Origin of the sequence: Rubellimicrobium sp. CFH 75288 (genome assembly GCF_009904055.1) — a bacterium.
Classification (GTDB): Bacteria; Pseudomonadota; Alphaproteobacteria; order Rhodobacterales; family Rhodobacteraceae; genus Rubellimicrobium.
The window spans coordinates 13301-30822 of record NZ_WYDP01000012.1; the positions used below are offsets into that span (position 1 = coordinate 13301).

At 72.6% G+C, this 17522-nt stretch carries 22 protein-coding genes; 8 read left to right on the forward strand and 14 right to left on the reverse strand.

From position 1 onward, the window contains the following. Positions 1–79 precede the first annotated feature (79 nt). From rplL to GT358_RS11180, 9 genes are all read right to left on the reverse strand, one after another. Positions 80–460 (reverse strand): 50S ribosomal protein L7/L12, encoded by a 381-nt coding sequence (gene rplL, locus GT358_RS11140; protein ID WP_166582702.1) that lies wholly within the window; start codon positions 458–460, stop codon positions 80–82. Between the two features lie 72 nt (positions 461–532). Further along, a complete protein-coding gene (rplJ, locus tag GT358_RS11145) occupies positions 533–1048 on the reverse strand; it encodes a 50S ribosomal protein L10 (RefSeq protein WP_166582703.1) in 516 nt (171 codons plus the stop codon). Between the two features lie 273 nt (positions 1049–1321). Further along, the gene (rplA, locus tag GT358_RS11150; protein WP_166582704.1) at positions 1322–2026 is read right to left on the reverse strand and encodes a 50S ribosomal protein L1; all 705 of its coding nucleotides are present in this window, start codon (positions 2024–2026) and stop codon (positions 1322–1324) included. 3 nt (positions 2027–2029) lie between these two features. Further along, entirely contained in the window at positions 2030–2482 is a 453-nt protein-coding gene (gene rplK, locus GT358_RS11155; protein ID WP_166582705.1) for a 50S ribosomal protein L11, read from the reverse strand. A 126-nt stretch (positions 2483–2608) separates the two neighbouring features. Further along, positions 2609–3142 carry a transcription termination/antitermination protein NusG gene (nusG, locus tag GT358_RS11160; RefSeq protein ID WP_166582706.1) on the reverse strand — a complete coding sequence of 178 codons (534 nt, stop codon included), beginning with the start codon at positions 3140–3142 and terminating at the stop codon, positions 2609–2611. Between the two features lie 162 nt (positions 3143–3304). Continuing rightward, a complete protein-coding gene (gene secE / locus GT358_RS11165) occupies positions 3305–3502 on the reverse strand; it encodes a preprotein translocase subunit SecE (RefSeq protein ID WP_166582707.1) in 198 nt (65 codons plus the stop codon). A gap of 69 nt (positions 3503–3571) precedes the next feature. Next, positions 3572–4114, reverse strand: a complete 543-nt coding sequence (locus GT358_RS11170; RefSeq protein ID WP_166582708.1) for a 2'-5' RNA ligase family protein — start codon at positions 4112–4114, stop codon at positions 3572–3574. A gap of 9 nt (positions 4115–4123) precedes the next feature. Continuing rightward, positions 4124–5326, reverse strand: a complete 1203-nt coding sequence (locus tag GT358_RS11175; protein ID WP_166582709.1) for a sirohydrochlorin chelatase — start codon at positions 5324–5326, stop codon at positions 4124–4126. Next, positions 5323–5529, reverse strand: coding sequence for a DUF6732 family protein (locus GT358_RS11180; RefSeq protein ID WP_166582710.1), 207 nt, complete (start codon positions 5527–5529; stop codon positions 5323–5325). Before GT358_RS11180 ends, GT358_RS11175 begins: the two co-directional genes overlap by 4 nt. Positions 5530–5831: 302 nt before the next feature. Between GT358_RS11180 and GT358_RS11185 the strand changes: the two genes are divergently transcribed. The 4 genes from GT358_RS11185 to cbiB are packed head-to-tail and all read left to right on the forward strand — an operon-like array spanning position 5832 to position 9093. Continuing rightward, positions 5832–6827, forward strand: coding sequence for a glutathione S-transferase family protein (locus GT358_RS11185; protein WP_166582711.1), 996 nt, complete (start codon positions 5832–5834; stop codon positions 6825–6827). A 45-nt stretch (positions 6828–6872) separates the two neighbouring features. After that, positions 6873–7265 (forward strand): DUF1636 domain-containing protein, encoded by a 393-nt coding sequence (locus tag GT358_RS11190; protein ID WP_166582712.1) that lies wholly within the window; start codon positions 6873–6875, stop codon positions 7263–7265. Then, positions 7265–8200, forward strand: a complete 936-nt coding sequence (locus GT358_RS11195; RefSeq protein WP_166582713.1) for an aminotransferase class I/II-fold pyridoxal phosphate-dependent enzyme — start codon at positions 7265–7267, stop codon at positions 8198–8200. Before GT358_RS11190 ends, GT358_RS11195 begins: the two co-directional genes overlap by 1 nt. Continuing rightward, entirely contained in the window at positions 8170–9093 is a 924-nt protein-coding gene (gene cbiB / locus GT358_RS11200) for an adenosylcobinamide-phosphate synthase CbiB (protein WP_166582714.1), read from the forward strand. The genes GT358_RS11195 and cbiB overlap by 31 nt, the downstream gene beginning before the upstream one ends. On the opposite strand, the gene GT358_RS11205 is transcribed toward cbiB, so the two are convergent. The 5 genes from GT358_RS11205 to GT358_RS11225 all read right to left on the reverse strand — a co-directional run bounded on the left by GT358_RS11205 (position 9090) and on the right by GT358_RS11225 (position 15033). Continuing rightward, entirely contained in the window at positions 9090–10085 is a 996-nt protein-coding gene (locus tag GT358_RS11205; protein ID WP_166582715.1) for an LLM class flavin-dependent oxidoreductase, read from the reverse strand. The two genes, cbiB and GT358_RS11205, sit on opposite strands and share 4 nt — an antisense overlap. 62 nt (positions 10086–10147) lie before the next feature. After that, complete coding sequence (locus GT358_RS11210; RefSeq protein ID WP_166582716.1) at positions 10148–10696, reverse strand: hypothetical protein; 549 nt, start codon at positions 10694–10696, stop codon at positions 10148–10150. A 152-nt stretch (positions 10697–10848) separates the two neighbouring features. Next, a complete protein-coding gene (preA, locus tag GT358_RS11215; RefSeq protein WP_166582717.1) occupies positions 10849–12150 on the reverse strand; it encodes an NAD-dependent dihydropyrimidine dehydrogenase subunit PreA in 1302 nt (433 codons plus the stop codon). Positions 12151–12162: 12 nt separating this feature from the next. Further along, positions 12163–13491 carry an NAD(P)-dependent oxidoreductase gene (locus tag GT358_RS11220; RefSeq protein ID WP_166582718.1) on the reverse strand — a complete coding sequence of 443 codons (1329 nt, stop codon included), beginning with the start codon at positions 13489–13491 and terminating at the stop codon, positions 12163–12165. Positions 13492–13650: 159 nt separating this feature from the next. Continuing rightward, positions 13651–15033 (reverse strand): 1-acyl-sn-glycerol-3-phosphate acyltransferase, encoded by a 1383-nt coding sequence (locus GT358_RS11225; RefSeq protein ID WP_166582719.1) that lies wholly within the window; start codon positions 15031–15033, stop codon positions 13651–13653. Positions 15034–15229: 196 nt separating this feature from the next. Between GT358_RS11225 and GT358_RS11230 the strand changes: the two genes are divergently transcribed. The 4 genes from GT358_RS11230 to GT358_RS11245 all read left to right on the forward strand — a co-directional run bounded on the left by GT358_RS11230 (position 15230) and on the right by GT358_RS11245 (position 17501). Then, positions 15230–15562: an H-NS family nucleoid-associated regulatory protein gene (locus tag GT358_RS11230; RefSeq protein WP_166582720.1), complete on the forward strand. Its 333-nt coding sequence runs from the start codon at positions 15230–15232 to the stop codon at positions 15560–15562. 39 nt (positions 15563–15601) lie between these two features. Continuing rightward, the gene (deoD, locus tag GT358_RS11235; RefSeq protein ID WP_166582721.1) at positions 15602–16315 is read left to right on the forward strand and encodes a purine-nucleoside phosphorylase; all 714 of its coding nucleotides are present in this window, start codon (positions 15602–15604) and stop codon (positions 16313–16315) included. A gap of 75 nt (positions 16316–16390) precedes the next feature. After that, positions 16391–16744 (forward strand): hypothetical protein, encoded by a 354-nt coding sequence (locus GT358_RS11240; RefSeq protein WP_166582722.1) that lies wholly within the window; start codon positions 16391–16393, stop codon positions 16742–16744. A gap of 133 nt (positions 16745–16877) precedes the next feature. After that, positions 16878–17501, forward strand: coding sequence for a DUF1269 domain-containing protein (locus GT358_RS11245; RefSeq protein ID WP_166582723.1), 624 nt, complete (start codon positions 16878–16880; stop codon positions 17499–17501). Positions 17502–17522 lie beyond the last annotated feature (21 nt).

Below are 17522 nucleotides of genomic sequence, written 5' to 3' on the forward strand. Positions count from 1 at the left end.
AGGAACGGTCGGGCCGGGGCCGCGATCGCACGGCCCCAGCCCAGTCGATCCGCCCCGGACGGGGCGGGTTGCCCGGGAATCAGGCCAGCTCGACCTTGGCGCCGGCTTCCTCGAGCTTCTTCTTCATCGCCTCGGCATCGGCCTTGGCAATGCCTTCCTTGACCTTGCCGCCCTGCTCCACGAGGTCCTTGGCCTCCTTCAGGCCCAGGCCCGTGATCGCGCGCACTTCCTTGATCACGTTGATCTTGTTGGCGCCCGCGTCCTTGAGCACGACGTCGAACTCGGTCTTTTCCTCCTCGGCCGGGGCGGCGGCGCCCGCGGCGGGACCGGCGGCCATCATCACCGCGCCGCCGGCGGCGGGCTCGATGCCGTACTTGTCCTTGAGGATCTGCTTCAGCTCCTGGGCTTCCAGAAGGGTGAGGCCGACGATCTGTTCGGCCAGTTGGTTGAGATCAGCCATGTGTCCGTCTTTCCGTTGGGTTGGGTTTCCGGCGCGGGGAACCGGCGGCCCCCCGCGGCGTGGCGTCGCGCATCAGGCGGCGGCCTTCTCCTCCAGCGTGCTGAGGATGCCCGCGATGTTCGCGGCAGGCGCCCCGATCGCCCCGGCGAGGCCGGCGGCCGGCGCCCCGATGCAGGCCACGACGGAAGCGATCAGCTCCTCGCGGCTCGGCAGCTGGGCGACGGCCTTGACCCCGGCCGGGTCCAGGATCGTGTCCCCCATCGCGCCCCCCAGGACCACGAACTTGTCGTTGGTCTTGGCAAAGGCATCGACCACCTTGGCCGCGGCCACGGGGTCTTCCGAAAAGGAGAACACGGTCATGCCCGTCAGGAGGGACGCCATGCCGGAGCCCGGCTTCCCCTCCAGGGCGATCTTGGCGAGCCTGTTCTTGGCCACGCGCACGGACCCGCCCGCCTCGCGCATGCGCGCGCGCAGGTCCTGCATCTGGGCGACGGTCATGCCTTCGTAGCGGGCGACCACCACGACGCCAGAGCTTTCGAAGATCCGGCCGAGTTCCTCGACCACCTGCTCTTTCTTGGCTCTATCCACGTTCCGTCTCCAAGTTGGGGTTGCCCCCGGCTCATGACGCGACCCCGGACGGGGCCGCGCGTGGGTCCGTCTCACGGAACCCGAGCCTCGGACAGCCCGCGGGTGGTCTCCCCCCCGACGGAAAGCCTCCTCTCGCGTCCCGCCTCGGGAAGGACTTCCGGGACGGGACTCGCGCCCCCTCCCCGCCCTCCGTCTCGGACAGGACGGGGTTGCGGCCCCGAAGGGCCGTCCCCCGCCGAAACCCCCCGGCCCCGAAGGCCCGGGAGGAACCCGTCAGGCCGCGCCGCCCGTGGCGGTGGACAGGTCCACCGACACGCCCGGCCCCATCGTGGAGGCGATGGACACCTTCTTGAGATAGGTGCCCTTGGCCCCCGCCGGCTTGGCGCGGCTCACCGCGTCCACGAAGGCGCGGATGTTCTGGGCGAGCTTGTCGGCCTCAAACGAGGTCTTGCCGACCCCGCCATGGACGATGCCCGCCTTTTCGACCTTGAACTGGACCTGGCCGCCCTTGGCCGCGCGCACGGCCTCGGCCACGTCGGGCGTCACCGTGCCGACCTTGGGGTTCGGCATCAGGTTGCGCGGGCCCAGGATCTTGCCCAGCCGCCCGACCAGCGGCATCATGTCCGGCGTGGCGATGCAGCGGTCGAAGTCGATGCGGCCGTTCTGGATCTCCTGCACCAGGTCCTCGGCCCCGACGATGTCGGCCCCCGCCTCGCGCGCCTGATCGGCCTTGTCGCCGCGGGCGAATACGGCCACGCGGACCGTCTTGCCCGTCCCGTTGGGCAGCAGCACCGTGCCGCGCACCATCTGGTCCGCATGCCGCGGGTCCACGCCGAGATTCACGGCGATCTCCACCGTCTCGTCGAACTTGGCCGAGGCATGCTCCTTGACGAGCGCCACGGCCTCCTCGAGGGGCAGGTTCGCCTTGTTCGCAAAGGCGGCGCGGGCCGCCCGGATACGCTTTCCGACCTTGGCCATGGCTCAGCCCTTCACCTCGATGCCCATGGACTTCGCCGAGCCCAGGATCGTCTGCATGGCGGCCTCGACGCTGATCGCGTTGAGGTCCTTCATCTTCGCCTCGGCGATCTCGCGCACCTGCGCCAGCGTGACGGTCCCCGCCACCTCCTTGCCGGGCTTGGTCGCGGCCTTGGGCCGGTTGCGCTTGCCCTGCGGCTTCAGACCCGCGGCCTTCTTGAGATAGTAGGAGGCGGGCGGCGTCTTGAGCTCCATGGAGAAGCTCTTGTCCTGGTAGTAGGTGATCACCACCGGGACGGGCGCGCCAGCCTCGATGTCGGCCGTCTTGGCATTGAACTGCTTGACGAACTCCATGATGTTGATGCCCCGCTGACCCAGCGCCGGGCCGACGGGGGGCGAGGGGTTCGCCTGCTGCGCCTTCACCTGCAGCTTCAGCGACCCGATGACTTTCTTGGCCATGAGCCGTTTCCCTATCTGTGGGGCGCCACGGCCCCCGGACCATCACCCCGCCGGCGCGCCGACGGGGCCCTTCGTGGCGCGGTGCGGGTCCGGGGCCGCGGCCCCCTTCCCTCCCGCGACGGCTCCTCAGGCGATCTTGGTCACCTGGGAGAATTCCAGATCGACCGGGGTGGCCCGGCCGAAGATGGACACGGACACCTTGAGCCGCTGGTGCTCCTCGTCCACGCCTTCCACGGTGCCGTCGAACGCCTCGAACGGCCCGTCATTGACCTTCACGCGCTCGCCGATCTCGAAGCGGATCAGGTTGCGCGGCTGCTCCTGCCCCTCGGTCACGCGATGGAGGATGTCGTTGACCTCCGAATCGCGCATCGGGATGGGCCGGCCCTGCGGCCCCAGGAACCCCGTCACCCGGTTGATCGAGGTGATGAGGTGGTAGGTCTCGTCCGACATCTCCATGTGGACCAGCACATAGCCGGGCATGAAGCGCCGCTCGCTCGTCACCTTCTTGCCGCGGCGCATCTCGATGACCTCCTCGGTCGGCACCACGACCTCGTCGATCTGCTCCTCGAGGCCCTGCTCCCTGGCCTTCTGGCGGATCTGCTCGGCGATCTTCTTCTCGAAGTTCGAAAGGACCGAGACCGAATACCAGCGCTTCGCCATGCCTGCCGCACCATCCTTGGGGGCGCCACGACCCCAGCCTGCCTCCGACAAGAAAACGGGCCGGAGGCCGCGAATCGCCGCAGCCTGTCCCGTCCCGTCAGAGCCCGGTGTCCCTACACGCCCCCGGCCGAAAGCGCAAGGGCCCCGTTGCCCGACCTCTGCCTAGTGCCCGAACAGCCCGAGAAGACCGGTCAGACCCGACCGGATCACGAGATCCACGAGGCTGAAGAACACCGCCGCGAGGCCCGCCAGCAGCAGCACCATCAGCGTGGTCAGCGCCACCTCGCGCCGGTTGGGCCAGACGACCTTGGCGATCTCGGCCCGGGTCTGCTGGATGAACTCGATGGGATTGGTGGCCATGGCGCGGCTCCTCCGCTCGGACCGCCCGCGCTTACGGGACGGGGGGCTCCCGGTCAAGCCGCCCCGGCGTCACGCCCCCGCGACCGCGCCCCCCGGCGCGCGGAACGGAAAGACCCCCGCCGCCTCCCACGGCCCGCCGCGATAGCGCCACAGCCGCAGCCCTTCGGCCACCGCCTCCCAGGGGGCAAAGCCGGCCGACAGCCGCTCCAAGGTCGCGCGCGCCTCGGCCGGGCTCACCTTGTTCTGGATCGTCGCATGGGGTCGCCAGCCGCCCGCGTCCTGCGGGGTCAGGCGCCCGGCAAAGCAGCCTGCGATCCGCCCGCGCAAGGATGCGGCCTCCGGCGCCTCGACCCGCAGCGCCACGCCGCGCCCCAGCGGCATGAGCGCGGCAAAGCGCACGGCAAAGGGCGCCACCCCCGCCCCCTCCGCCGCCAGCAGCCGCGCCACCTCCTCCTCCGCCCCGCCGGGCAGGTGGTGGAACAGCGTCACATGCGCCGGCACGCGGTTGAGCGCGGGCGGGAAATGCGCGCGCCGCAATGCATCCAGCCGGGCGAATCCGTCCGGGTCCAGGTCCAGCGTCAGGATGAGCGGCGCAGCACCCTCCCCCTCCATGCGCCGCCCTCAGCGCCGCCCCTTGAGCGTCGCCAGGGCCGAAAGAGGGCCCAGCGGGTGATCCGCATGGGGATAGGGCGGGTGGTGATGCCCGTGATTCCCGTGCCCATGGTGATGGTGGTGATGGTGCCCGCCCGGTCCGTGCCAGTGCACATGCCCGTCCCCGTGGTCGTGCCAGCCCCCCGCCGCGCGGTCGTGCGCGACATGGCCCAGCGGCTCGGCCGCGGCGGGCAGCAGCCGGCAGACCCCCGTGCAGAAATCGTCGCAGAGCGTGCAGGCCGCGACGTTGGAGCCGGGCGCCTGCGCCCCCTGCCCCTCGACATGGTGGTGGTGGCTCTCCTGCGGGGCGCCGACCTCGGCCTCGAAGCCCAGCACCTGCGTGCGGTACTTGCACATCTGGCAGTTCGGGGGTGGCACGCCCTCCACCTGCTCGGTCGCGCGCTCGGCAAAGGTGCGCAGCACCTCGGGATGCAGGCCCAGATAGGGCGCGTCCACCCAGTCCGTCCCCGGATGCTCGGCCGCCACGCGGCCCGTGAAGCCGCGGATGCGGTCCACCAGCACGCCCGAGAACAGGAAATAGGGAAACACCACCACCCGCCGGTAGCCCAGCCGCGCGACATGGCGCAGGCAGGGCTCGACCAGCGGAAAGGTCACGCCCGAATAGCCCACCTCGCACCACCCAAGGCCCAGCCCCTCCCACAGCAGCCGCGCCACCTTGGAGACGTTGGCATTGGCATCGGGGTCGGACGCGCCCCGCCCGATCACGACGAGGCAGGTGTCGTGCAGCGCCACGGGACCGCGCTGCGCGTCCGCCCGCGCGATCGCCTCGCGCACGCGGGCGGCGGCGGCGGCGACCATCTTCGGGTCCACCCCCAGCTCCCGCCCGTAGGAGACCGGCACGCCCGAGCGCGCGGACCAGGTCGACAGAACCGTGGGGATGTCGTTCTTGCTGTGCATCGCCGCAAACAGCATCCCCGGCACGGCCAGGATGCGCCCCGCTCCCCGCTCGCGCAGCCGGTCGAGCCCCTCGCGCAGCACGGGGTTGGCGAACTCGAGATAGCCGTGCTCGAGCAGCCAGCCCTCGGGCAGGTGCGGCGGCAGCGCGGCGGCGAGCGCGGCGAATTCCGCCACCGCCCCCGCATCGCGCGACCCGTGCCCGCAGAGCAGGACACCGATCCGCTCGCCGGCCCGTTCCGCGGCGGCGGCGCTCACCCCCGCCGCTCCGCGCGCGCGCGCCCGTCGCGCCGGTCGCGCCGGCGCAGCATCGCCCCCGCGGCCCAGGCCGTCACCAGCGCGGCGAGGCCCAGGGCCCCCGCGGCCAGCCAGTGGTCGTGGCCCGCGCTTTCGGCGACATGGCCCGGATGGGCGAGGATCGGGGCCGGAAGAACAAGCAGGACGGGCAGGATCGCGCGCATGGGGCACCTCGGGCTCGGGGCCGCGGGCGATCCGGGCGCGGGCGGCCGGGGCCGCCCTCGACGACGCGCGGCGCGGACCCCCAGTCGGGGTCGGCCCTGCCGCGCCACCTGTCCGGCCCCCGCGGGGCTTCGTCCCGTCCGCCATAGCGCCCCCAGCCCCCCGGCGCCAGAGGGGAAGCGGCGCCCCGGCCGCCGATCGCGTCATCGCCCGCCCCCCGCGCACAGCCCCTGCGCGCGCCGGTCCGTGGCCCCCGCACCGCCCGGCCCTATCCTCGTCGGTCACCCCAGTCAGGAGGACGCACATGGGCCAGCTCGAGAACGGCCGGTGGGTCAGGGCCCCGGTCGCCCGCATCAGGGACGGCGCCTTTGACCGGCCGGATTCGTCCTTCCGCTCCTGGGTCACGCCCGACGGCCGCCCCGGCCCGACGGGCGAGGGGGGATTTGCCGCCGAATCCGGGCGCTACCACCTCTATGTCAGCTATGCCTGCCCCTGGGCCCACCGCACCCTGATCGTCCGCGAACTCAAGGACCTCCGCGACCATATCGGCGTCTCCGTCGTCCATCCCGACATGCTGGACGAGGGCTGGACCTTCGAGACGGACTTTCCCGGCGCCACCGGCGACACGCTGATGGACCTCTCCCATCTCCACCAAGTCTATACCCGCGCCGACCCGCAGGCGACCACCAAGGTCACCGTCCCCGTCCTGTGGGACAGCGCGCGCGGCACCATCGTGTCCAACGAATCCTCCGAGATCATCCGCATGATGACCTCGGCCTGGGACGGCCTCACCGGCAACCGGCTGGACCTGTGGCCCGAGGACCTGCGCGAGGCCATGGAGCCCGTCAACGCCCGGGTCTACGACACCGTCAACAACGGCGTCTATCGCGCGGGCTTCGCCCAGTCTCAGGCCGCCTACGACGAGGCCGTCCATGCCCTGTTCGACTCGCTCGACTGGCTCGAGGAGCGGCTGGGCGCGCAGCGCTGGCTCATGGGCGATCGCTTCACCGAGGCCGACATCCGTCTCTGGACCACGCTCGTGCGCTTCGACACGGTCTATCACGGCCACTTCAAGTGCAACCGCCGCAAGCTGATCGAGTATCCCGCGCTCTGGGCCTTCGTGCGCGACCTCCACGCGGTGCCCGGCGTGGCGGACACGCTCCGGCTCGACCACATCGCGCGGCACTACCATTACAGCCACGACGGCATCAACCCGACCCGCATCGTTCCCGTGGGCCCGGACCTCGACCTCTCCGCCCCCCACGGGCGCGACGCGCTGGGCCCGCCCGCCCTGGCCTGAGCCGGGGCTTGCCGCGACGGGCAGGATCGGCTTCAACCCCCGCCCATGGCGACCTGGATCACCGTCTGCGAGACCTGCAAGCGCCCCGACCATCCGGGGCCGGCCGAGGGCGCCCCCGACACGCCCGGCGCCCGCCTCGCCGCCCTGATCGAGGGCGCGGTCCAGGGCACGGGCTGCGGCACCGCCTTGCGCGTGCGCCGCACCGCCTGCCTGATGGGCTGCGAGCACGGCTGCAACCTCGCCGTGGGCGCGCGGGCCAAGCTCGGCTATGTGCTGGGCCGGCTCGAGCCCACGCCCGAGGCCGCCGAGGCCGTGGTCGCCTGGGCCCGCCTCCATGCCGAGAGCCCGACGGGACAGGTCCCCTACCGCCTCTGGCCCGCCGGCGTGAAGGGCCGCTTCGTCTCGCGCACGCCCCCCCTGCCCGAGGAGGAGGGCTGATGCGGGACCACGGCGGCGGGCTCGACGCGGCGATCGCCGCCTGGGGCGGGGCGCGGGGCGACTGGCTCGACCTCTCGACCGGCATCAACCCCGTTCCCTATCCCCTCCCCCCCCTGCCCCCCTGGGCCTGGACCGCGCTTCCCGACCGCGACGCCGCCCGCGCGCTCGAGGAGGCCGCTCGCGCGTTCTGGTCCGTCCCCCCGGAGGCCGAGATCGTGGCCGCCCCCGGCCTGTCGGCCCTGATCGCGCGCCTGCCGCACCTGCTGCGCCTGCCGGCCGTCGCCATCCCCGGCCCCACCTACAACGAGTGGGAGGCCGCCTTCCGCGCAGCCGGCACCGCCATCGCCGACGACCCCTCCGCCCCGCTCTGCGCCGTCCATCCCAACAATCCCGACGGCCGCCCTGTCCCGCCCGAGGCGCTGGAGGGCCGCCCCCTCGCCCTCCTGGACGAGAGCTTCTGCGACCCCACCCCGGAGGCGAGCCACATGCCCCGCACGGCCGACGGCCGAACGGTCGTTCTCAAGAGCTTCGGCAAGTTCTGGGGCCTCGCCGGCCTGCGGCTGGGCTTCGCCATCCTGCCCCCGGGACCCCTCGCGGGGGCGCTGCGCGAGGCGCTGGGCCCCTGGCCCGTTTCGGGCCCCGCCCTCGCCGTGGGGGCGGCCGCCCTCGCCGACCGCGCCTGGGCCGAGACGACCCGCACCCGCCTGCGCCGGGATGCCGCCCGCCTCGACGCGCTGATGGGGGGCCGCGGCGCGCGGCTCGCCGGCGGCACGGACCTGTTCCGCCTCTACGACGTGGGGGATGCCCGCGCCTTTGCGGCGGCCTGCGCCCGGGCGCGCGTCCTTGTGCGGGTCTTTCCCTGGTCCCCCTCGCTCGTGCGGCTGGGCCTGCCCCCACCGGGGGAATGGGACCGCCTCGCCGCCGCGCTGCCGTGACGCTGGTCCTCGCGCTCCTGCTCGACGCCGCGCTGGGCGAGCCGCGCCCGCTCTGGAGCCGCCTGCCCCATCCGGCCGTGCTGATGGGCCGGGCCGTGGACGCGCTCGACCGCCGCCTGAACCGCGGGGGCGCGCGCCGGCTGCGCGGGGCGCTCGCGCTCCTGCTGCTGGCCGGTGGGGCGGCGGCGCTGGGCTGGCTCCTCGCCCGCAGCCTCGGCCCCGTGGCCGAGGTCGTGCTGGGCGCGATCCTCCTCGCCCAGCGCTCGCTCTCCGACCATGTCCGCGACGTGGCCTCCGCCTTGCGCCTCTCCGTCCCCGAGGGGCGGCGCGCCGTCGCCCGCATCGTGGGGCGCGACACGGCCGCGATGGACGGCCCCGCCATCGCCCGCGCGGCGATCGAATCGGCGGCCGAGAACCTGTCGGACGGCGTCGTGGCGCCGGCCTTCTGGTTCGCCCTTCTCGGCCTGCCGGGCCTGATGCTCTACAAGGCCGTCAACACCGCCGACAGCATGATCGGCCACCGCACGCCCCGGCACGAGGCGTTCGGCTGGGCCGCCGCGCGCACCGACGACCTCCTGAACCTCGTCCCCGCCCGGCTGACCGCGCTGCTCCTCTGGGTCCTCGCCCCCCGCGCGCCCCTCTCCGCCATCGCCCGCGACGCGCGGCTCCACCGCTCGCCCAATGCCGGCTGGCCCGAGGCGGCGATGGCCCGCGCGCTGGACGTGGCCCTCGCGGGGCCGCGCAGCTACGGGGGCCGGATCGGCGACTTCCCCTGGGTCCATCCCGAAGGGCGGCGCGACGCAGGGCCCGCCGACATCGACCGCGCCGTGGCGCTCCTCTGGCGCGCCTGGGCCCTGCTGCTCGCGGCGGCGCTCCTGCTCGCGCTCCTCTAGGCAGCCGCGCGCAGGCCCTCCGCCGCCTCTGCCACGATCCGCAGCGACTCGATCCGCGCGCCCAGATCGAAGATCGCCCCCGCCACGATGATCTCGTCGGGACGCAGCCGGTCGCGCACCTCGCGCAGCCGCCGTGCCACCGTCGCAGGCCCCCCGACGGCCGCAAAGCCCAGGGCCGCCTCCACCTGCGCGCGCACGCTCCCCGGCACCTCGTCGAGCGGCCCCGGCGGCGGCAGCGGCCCCGGCCGCCCCATCCGCAGCCGCGCAAAGGCCAGCACCTGCGACGTGCGCAGCCGCTCGGCCTCGGCATCCGTCGCCGCCGCGCAGGCCCCCATCGCCACCGTCAGATGCGGCGCTTTCGCCCAGCGCGAGGGGCGGAAGGTCCCCCGGTAGATCTCCGCCGCCTCTTCCAGCAGCGCCGGCGCGAAATGCGACGCGAAGGCGAACGGCAATCCCAGCCAGGCCGCCAGCTGCGCCCCGAACAGCGAGGAGCCGAGGATCGTCACCGGCACCTCCGAGCCCCCGCCCGGCACCGCGCGCACCCGCGCCTCCGCCCCCTCGGGCGAGAGATAGGCGAGAAGCTCCGCCACGTCGCGCGGAAACCCGTCCTCCCCCTCGGGGGCCATGTGCCGGCGCAGCGCGCGGGCGGTCGCCATGTCCGTCCCCGGCGCGCGGCCCAGGCCCAGGTCGATGCGACCGGGGAACAGCGCGGCCAGCGTGCCGAACTGCTCGGCCACGACCAGCGGCGCGTGGTTGGGCAGCATGATCCCTCCCGCGCCCACGCCGATCGTGCGCGTCGCCGCCGCCACATGCCCGATCACCACCGCGGTGGCGGCGCCCGCCACGCCCGGCATGTTGTGGTGCTCGGCGATCCAGACGCGGCGATAGCCGAAGCGCTCGGCCGCCCGCGCGGCCTCGGCCGTCTCGCGCAGCGCGCGCCCGGCATCGCCTCCCTCGACGATCGGCACCAGGTCCAGAACCGACAGACGCATCCCGCCACCCCCGCGACACGCCCCACAGGTGGGCGTCCGGGACGGCCCCGGCAAGCCCGGGCTCAGGGCGGATGCCACCAACGATGCGCCCACCAGCCCGCCGCCACGATCCCCCCGCAGACCAGCACCGCCAGCACCGAGCGCTCGTTGACCGCCCCATAGCCCAGGGCCGCCACGAGCCCCACGCCCAGCGCCAGCATCCGCCACCCCTCGCCCACCGGCAGCACGGCAAAGGCCAGATACGCCCCCAGCGCCGCGTTCCCCAGCAGCCACAGGGTGGACCACCGCCCCAGGCTCGACTGGAACGGCTCGGGCCACCAGACCGCGCCATAGCCCCGCGGCGGCGACAGCGCGTCCGCCGCCAGATGGATCGCCACGCCCAGGAACGCCCCCGCCGCCGCCCCCGGCCCCAGCCCCGGCAGCAGGAGCCACACCAGCACGGGCAGCAGCAGCGAATGCGTCAGGATCGAGCGGTGGTGCAGGAGCCGCAGCAGCAGGAAGTCCACGTCCGGCGCAGGCAGGAACACGAGCACCGCCAGAACGAACAAAGCCGCTTGCCCCGGCGCCGACAGGCCCAGCCGCCCGAGCCAGTCGAGGGGGTCGCCGCTCACGTCCCGCCGCCCGCACGGCCGCGCGTCAACCGGATCTTAACCATTTCCTGCGACAAGGGAGCCGGGCGCGGCGAATCGCCCGCCCGTTCCCCCCGTCCCCGTCACCCCCGCCCCGAAAGGAGGCTTCGATGATCCGCGGCTTCCGGCCCGCCTCACTCCGCTGCCCGTGCCATCGGGTTGTTGGGATGCGTCGTCCAGTTGGCGTAGTCGCCGACGGTGATTCCCGTGCGCGGGTCCACCGTCCCTTTCGGCAGCTCGACCATGGTGATGCAGTTCTCCACCGGGCAGACGTCCACGCACAGGTTGCACGCCACGCATTCGGCGTCGATCACCTCGAACACGCGGCCCGGCTTCATGGCGATGGCCTGATGCGACGTGTCCTCGCAGGCGGCATAGCAGCGGCCGCACTTGATGCAGAGGTCCTGGTCGATCCGCGCCTTGGTCACGTAGTTGAGGTTGAGATACTGCCAGTCGGTGACGTTCGGCACCGCGCGGCCCGTGACCTGCGAGACCGAGGTGAAGCCCTTCTCGTCCATCCAGGCCGACAGTCCCGCCGTCATCTCCCGGATGATGCCGAAGCCGTAGGTCATGGCCGCCGTGCAGACCTGCACGCTGCCCGCCCCCAGCGCCAGGAACTCGGCCGCGTCGCGCCAGGTCGTGATGCCGCCGATCCCGCTGATGGGCAGGTCCCGCGTCTCGGGGTTGCGCGCGATCTCGGCCACCATGTTGAGCGCGATGGGCTTTACGGCGGGGCCGCAATAGCCCCCATGCGCGCCCTTGCCGTCGATGGAGGGCTCGGGGCTGAAGGTGTCGAGGTTGACGGACGTGATCGAGTTGATCGTGTTGATGAGGCTGACCGCGTCCGCCCCTCCGCGCTTGGCGGCCTCTGCGGGCTTGCGGATGTCCGTGATGTTGGGGGTGAGCTTGACGAGGCAGGGCAGGCGCGAATGCTGCTTGACCCAGCGCGTCACCATCTCGATGTATTCGGGCACCTGTCCCACCGCGCTGCCCATGCCGCGCTCGCTCATCCCGTGGGGGCAGCCGAAGTTCAGTTCCACCCCGTCGCACTCGGTCTCCTCCACCCGCGCGAGGATCGCCTTCCAGGATTCCTCGTCGCAGGGCACCATCAGGCTCACGACCATCGCGCGGTCGGGAAAGTCGCGCTTGACCTGCTTGATCTCGCGCAGGTTCACCTCGAGCGGGCGGTCGGTGATCAGCTCGATGTTGTTGAGGCCCAGCACCCGCCGGTCGGGTCCGTGGATCACGCCGTAGCGCGGGCCGTTGACGTTGACCACGGGCGGCCCCTCGGCCCCCAGCGTCTTCCACACGACGCCGCCCCAGCCGGCCTCGAAGGCGCGGCGGACGTTGTATTCCTTGTCCGTCGGCGGCGCCGAGGCGAGCCAGAAGGGGTTCGGGCTGCGGATGCCCACGAAGTCGGTGCGCAGATCGGCCATCGCGTCTCCCTCCTATGCCGCCGGACCGGTCAGGTGCCGGTGGATCGCCTCGGCCGCGTCGCGCCCCTGCGCGGTCGCGGTCACGGTCAGGTCCTCGCCGCCGGGGGCGCAATCGCCCCCGACCCACACGCCCGCAGGCAGGCTCGCGGGGTCGATCTTGCCGCCCCTGACGCCCAGACCCTCCGGCAGCGGCCCCAGCCGCTGGCCGATGGCCTTGAGCACCTGGTCCGCCTCCAGCCGGAAGCCCGCCTCGCGCAGGCGCAGCCCGTCTGGGCCGGCCTCGGTATAGGCAAAGGCCACCTCGCTCACGGCGCCGTTGCCGCGGATCTCGCGCGGGGCGGCCTCGTGCATGATGCGCACGCCGCGCGTCTGGGCATGCTCCTGCTCGTGGCGCGAGGCGGACATGGCCTCCTGGCCCCGGCGATAGACGATGGTGACCGTCTCCGCCCCCAGCGCGCGGGACTGCACCGCGGCGTCCACGGCCGTCATGCCGCCGCCGATCACGACGACGCTGCGCCCCACCGGCAGCGCCCCCTTGTCGGGCGTCTGGCGCAGCCGCTCGATGAAGTCCACCGCGTCCTCCACGCCCGCGCGGTTCTCGCCAGGCACGCCCAGGGCGTTGGTGTCCTGCAGCCCGATCCCGAGAAAGACCGCGTCGTACTCGGCCCGGAGCTGGTCCAGCGTGACATCGCGCCCCAGTTCCACCCCGCAGCGGATCTCGATGCCCCCGATGCCGAGCAGCCAGTCCACCTCCGCCTGGGCAAAGTCGCCCGGCACCTTGTAGGCCGCGATCCCGTATTCGTTGAGGCCGCCGGGCTTGGGGCGCTTCTCGAATACCACCACGTCGTGCCCCCGCATGGCCAGCCGGTGCGCGCAGGCCAGCCCCGCCGGCCCCGCCCCCACCACCGCCACATGCTTGCCCGTGGGCGCCTCGCGCGCGAAGGGATGGCTGTTGCGGGCCATGCCGGCATCGGTCGCATAGCGCTGCAGCCGGCCGATCTCGACGGGCTTGCCCTCGGCCGCCTCGCGCACGCAGGCCCCCTCGCAGAGCTGCTCGGTCGGACAGACCCGCGCGCAGGCGCCGCCGAAAATGTTCTGGCTCCAGATCGTCATCGCCGCCTCGACGGGGCGGCCCGCCTGGATCTGCCGGATGAACAGCGGAATGTCGATCTCGGTCGGGCAGGCCGCGATGCAGGGCGCGTCGTAGCAGAAATAGCAGCGGTCGGCCGCCACGCGCGCCTCGTGGTGGTCGAGCGGCGGCTGGACATCCTCGAAGTTGCTGGCAAGGCGCGCCGCATCGAGCCTGTGGGCCGCGATGCCCGGCGTCTGCGGGCTGGTCATGATGGTCTCACCCCCTGTGGTGACGGCGATCGGCCGGTCTCGGCGCCGGCCTGCAGCGCAGCCTGCCACAGGTCCGGGATTTTACCAACTGGTAAAACGAGGGTCCGGCCGGGCGCCCGTGCCCCTGTCGCCCGCCCGCCGGCACCCGCCCGCGGGCAGTCAGGCGGGGACCGGATCGCGGACGGGGCAGCCTTCGAACAGATGGGCCACGGAACCGGCGTAGAAGCCGAGCAGCGCCTCCTGGCCCGGCCGCACCGCCCAGCCCTCCGGCCCCTCGGCGATCATCGCCCGTCCGGCCAGAAGGGTGAGGGCCTCGCGGGTGAGAGTCCGGACATCCCGCCGCGGCAGCACCGCACCCTGCTCCCTCAGCAAGGCGAGATCGCGCGCGATCCCCTGCTCGATCTCCGAGGTGGAGGCGGGAGCCCGCAGGATCTGGCGCGCGACGAGCGGCACCGGCAGGACCGGGATGATGCGGGCGATGCGCGCCATCAGTTCCTCTGCCAGCGCTTCGATCCCCGCCTCGGGGCGCGCGGCGTCGAAGGCGCGCAGCGAGAGGGTCTCGCCCAGCGCGACCCGGACGGTGCCGAAACCCCGGAACCGCCCCGTCAGCCGCGCCCGCAGCAGCCGGCCGAGGCCGCCGGCCACCTCGCCCGCCGTGGGCCGGAACCGGCGCGTCCCGGTCTGGGCCGCACGCACGAGGAACCGGTCCTCGATGATCCGGTCGTAGTTCAGCGCCACGGGGACAAAGATGACGTCGCTGCCCCGTTCGCGCACCCCCTCGGCAATGTAGCTCAGAAGCCCCAGCCGCGGCGTCCCCAGACGCCCGTCGAGCGACAGCGCCCCTTCGGGAAAGATCGCCTGGGTGACGCCTCCCTCGGTGGCCATCTGGACATAGCGGGCCAGTACGCGGCGGTAGAGCGGCGTGTGATTGCGCCGGCGGATGAAGTAGGCGCCCATCATCCGCACGAGCCCCGACAGCGGCCAGACCCGCGCCCATTCGCCCACCGCATAGGACAGCGCCGCCTGTCCGCTGACGAGCCAGGTGACCAGCACGTAATCCATGTTGGAGCGGTGGTTGATCACGAACACGACCGGCGCCTCGCGCGGCAATCCGCCGAGCCGGCGCAGGTCGTCCTCGTCGATGCGGACGCGGTAGAGGGTCCGGCTCAGCCACCGGGCCAGCCGCGCGCCCCATCCGAAATAGAGCGTGGCCGAGAAGGCCGGCACGATCTCGCGCGCATACCGGCGCGCCGTCTCGAAGGCGACGTTCTCGGGGATCCCCTCGGCCCGGGCCGTTTCGGTCGCGATGCGCGTGACGGCGGGATCATAGACCAGACGCTCGATCATGTCGTGGCGGCGGGCGATCTTGAACGGCGCAATGGGTCGCGCGAGCCGCCGGTTGAGCCGCTCCACCGCCCGTTCCATCCGGCGGCGGAGAAACCAGCGCACCGAGGGGACCAGGAAGTGCGACGCGAAGGTGACCGCCGCAAAGAGCAGGATGAGGACGAACAGCCAGAGCGGCACTTCGACGACACGGGTCATGGAGCAGCCATGGCAGGAGCCACGCCTGCCGTCCATCCCGATCCGGTCGGATCGGAATGCGGCGGTCCATTCCGTTTCCGCCATTGCCAAGAATGGCCGCGCGCCTTAGATGGAAATGGTGTTGCGGTGCCCGTCTCGATCTTTCGATCCGGCACCGTTTGTCCAGTTCTTTCTCTCTCTCCGATGAGGCGCAGAAATGATCGACTACGAGAAGATGTCGCGCAAGGAGCTGATGGAGATGCGGGCCCAGATCGACCGCGCGATTGCGGCGGTCGCGGAGCGGGAAAAGCGCGAAGCCCTGCGGGCAGCCGAGGAGGCCGCGCGCGAACGGGGCTTCACGCTGGAGGAACTCGTCGGCAGCGCGGCCGGATCGCGCCGGGGCCGTCCGACGCCGCCCGCTCCCGCCTCGGCCCGTTACCGCAATCCGCAAAACCCCTCGCAGACCTGGTCCGGTCGCGGCCGGCGGCCGGCCTGGATCAAGGAGGCCGAAAAGCAGGGGCGCTCGCTGGACGAGATGCGCATTGCCTGACGGGATTGCGGCAGGATCCCGATCCGCGGAACCGGCACCATGACCATCCATATCGACGCCTCTGCGGGCGATATCGCCGAAACGGTGCTCCTGCCGGGCGATCCGCTGCGGGCCGAATGGGTGGCGGAAACGTTTCTCGACGAGGCCCGCTGCATCAATCGGGTTCGGGGGATGCTGGGCTTCACCGGCCGGTGGCGCGGCCATCCCGTGACCGTGCACGGATCGGGAATGGGAATGCCGTCCCTCTCGATCTACGCCAACGAACTGATCCGCGACTACGGAGCCCGCACCCTGATCCGGATCGGCTCGGCCGGCGGATTCCAGCCGCAACTGGCCCTGCGCGACATCGTCCTCGCCATGGCGGCGTCCACGGCGGGAAGCCCGTCGCGGACGATCTTCCGCGAACTCGGCTTTGCCCCCGTCGCGGATTGGGGCCTGCTGGCGGCGGCCAAGTCGGCGGCCGATGCCCGAGGCATTCCCGTTCATGTCGGCGGGATCTACTCGTCCGACACCTTCTACGACGAACGGTCGGACCTCTGGGACCAGCTGCGCCGGCACGGCTGCCTCTGCGTCGAGATGGAGACGGCCGAACTCTACACCGTCGCCTTGCGATACGGGGCCCGGGCCCTCGCGATCCTGACGATCAGCGACCGGATCGGGACAGGCGAAGCCCTGTCCGCCGCCGATCGCGAACGGGGGTTCGCCGACATGGTCGGCATCGCCCTCGAAGCCGCCTTCCCCTCCGCGCCTTGATCCCGATCAAGGCGGATGGGCGCAGACCGGTCCATCCTGCGGCCCGGGACGTGCACAGCCGGGAGGACAGGGGCCATGCCGCTCATGCACAGGACGGCTTCGGCCGGCGCGGGTTGCGCCGGCACACCCGGAGCGATCCGCCTCCTGCCGGAGGACATGGAGGAGTGGGGGCTTTCGGGCTCCGAGCTTCTCGCACTGGCGCGGCTGCCCGGTCACAGGCTCGCCTGCCTGGCCGAGACCGCGCGCCGCCACGGTCTGGAACCCGAGCGCCTCAGGCGAGAGCCGCCGCTGGGTCTGGCCGCAGCGCTGGTCTGCACGGCCTGCGTGGCAGCGGACACACCGCCCGATCCCAAGGCGGAGGATCCGACGAGTGGGCGATCGCCGAGCTGTGGCAACACGTCCCTGCTCCGGGCGCTCGCGGCAGAGTGAGGCGGAGCGGGCGGCAGGAGCAGGAACCTGGCGGCGGGTCGGGCGTTGTCTCCGGCCCATGGGGCCGGTCCGCGTCCGCCTTGGTCTGCAGGGTCGCGGGGTGCCGTGCTGCGATGTCAAGGAGGAAGCCTGCATGTCCGATCTCGTCGTGATCGCCTTTCCAGACCAGGAATCGGCCTTCCGCGCCCGGGCCGAATTTCTGGCTCTCCAGAAGGATTATCTCGTCGAGATGGAGGATGTCGTCGTCGTCACCCGGGCGGAGACCGGCGAGGTGCAGCTTCATCAGGCGGTCAACCTGACGGCGGCAGGTGCCGTGGGGGGGTCCATCTGGGGCGCGCTGATCGGCCTTCTGTTCCTCAATCCCCTGCTGGGGGCGGCGGTGGGGGCCGGTGCCGGGGCGCTGGGCGGCTCGCTGGCCGATGTGGGGATCGAGGACGCGTTCCTGCGCGAGGTCGGCGGCACGCTGGACGGCGGCGGCGCGGCGCTGGCCGTGCTCCTGCGCAAGATGACCGCCGACCGGGTGATCGACCGGCTGAGCGGGCTGGGCGGCCGCGTCCTGCAGACGTCGCTGCCTGCCGATATCGAGACCCGGCTCCGCGAGAGGATCGAAGGCTCCGGCAGCGCTCATCCGGTTCCCCCGCCCATGCCCGCGCCCGAAATGGCGGCCGCACCGCCGCCCGGTCTGGCAGGGGCACCGGCGGCAGCACCGGCGCCGGCCGTCTCGACCGGGCAGGGCGGCGCCCAGTCCGAGACGTGACGCGGCTGCCGGAGGGTCCCC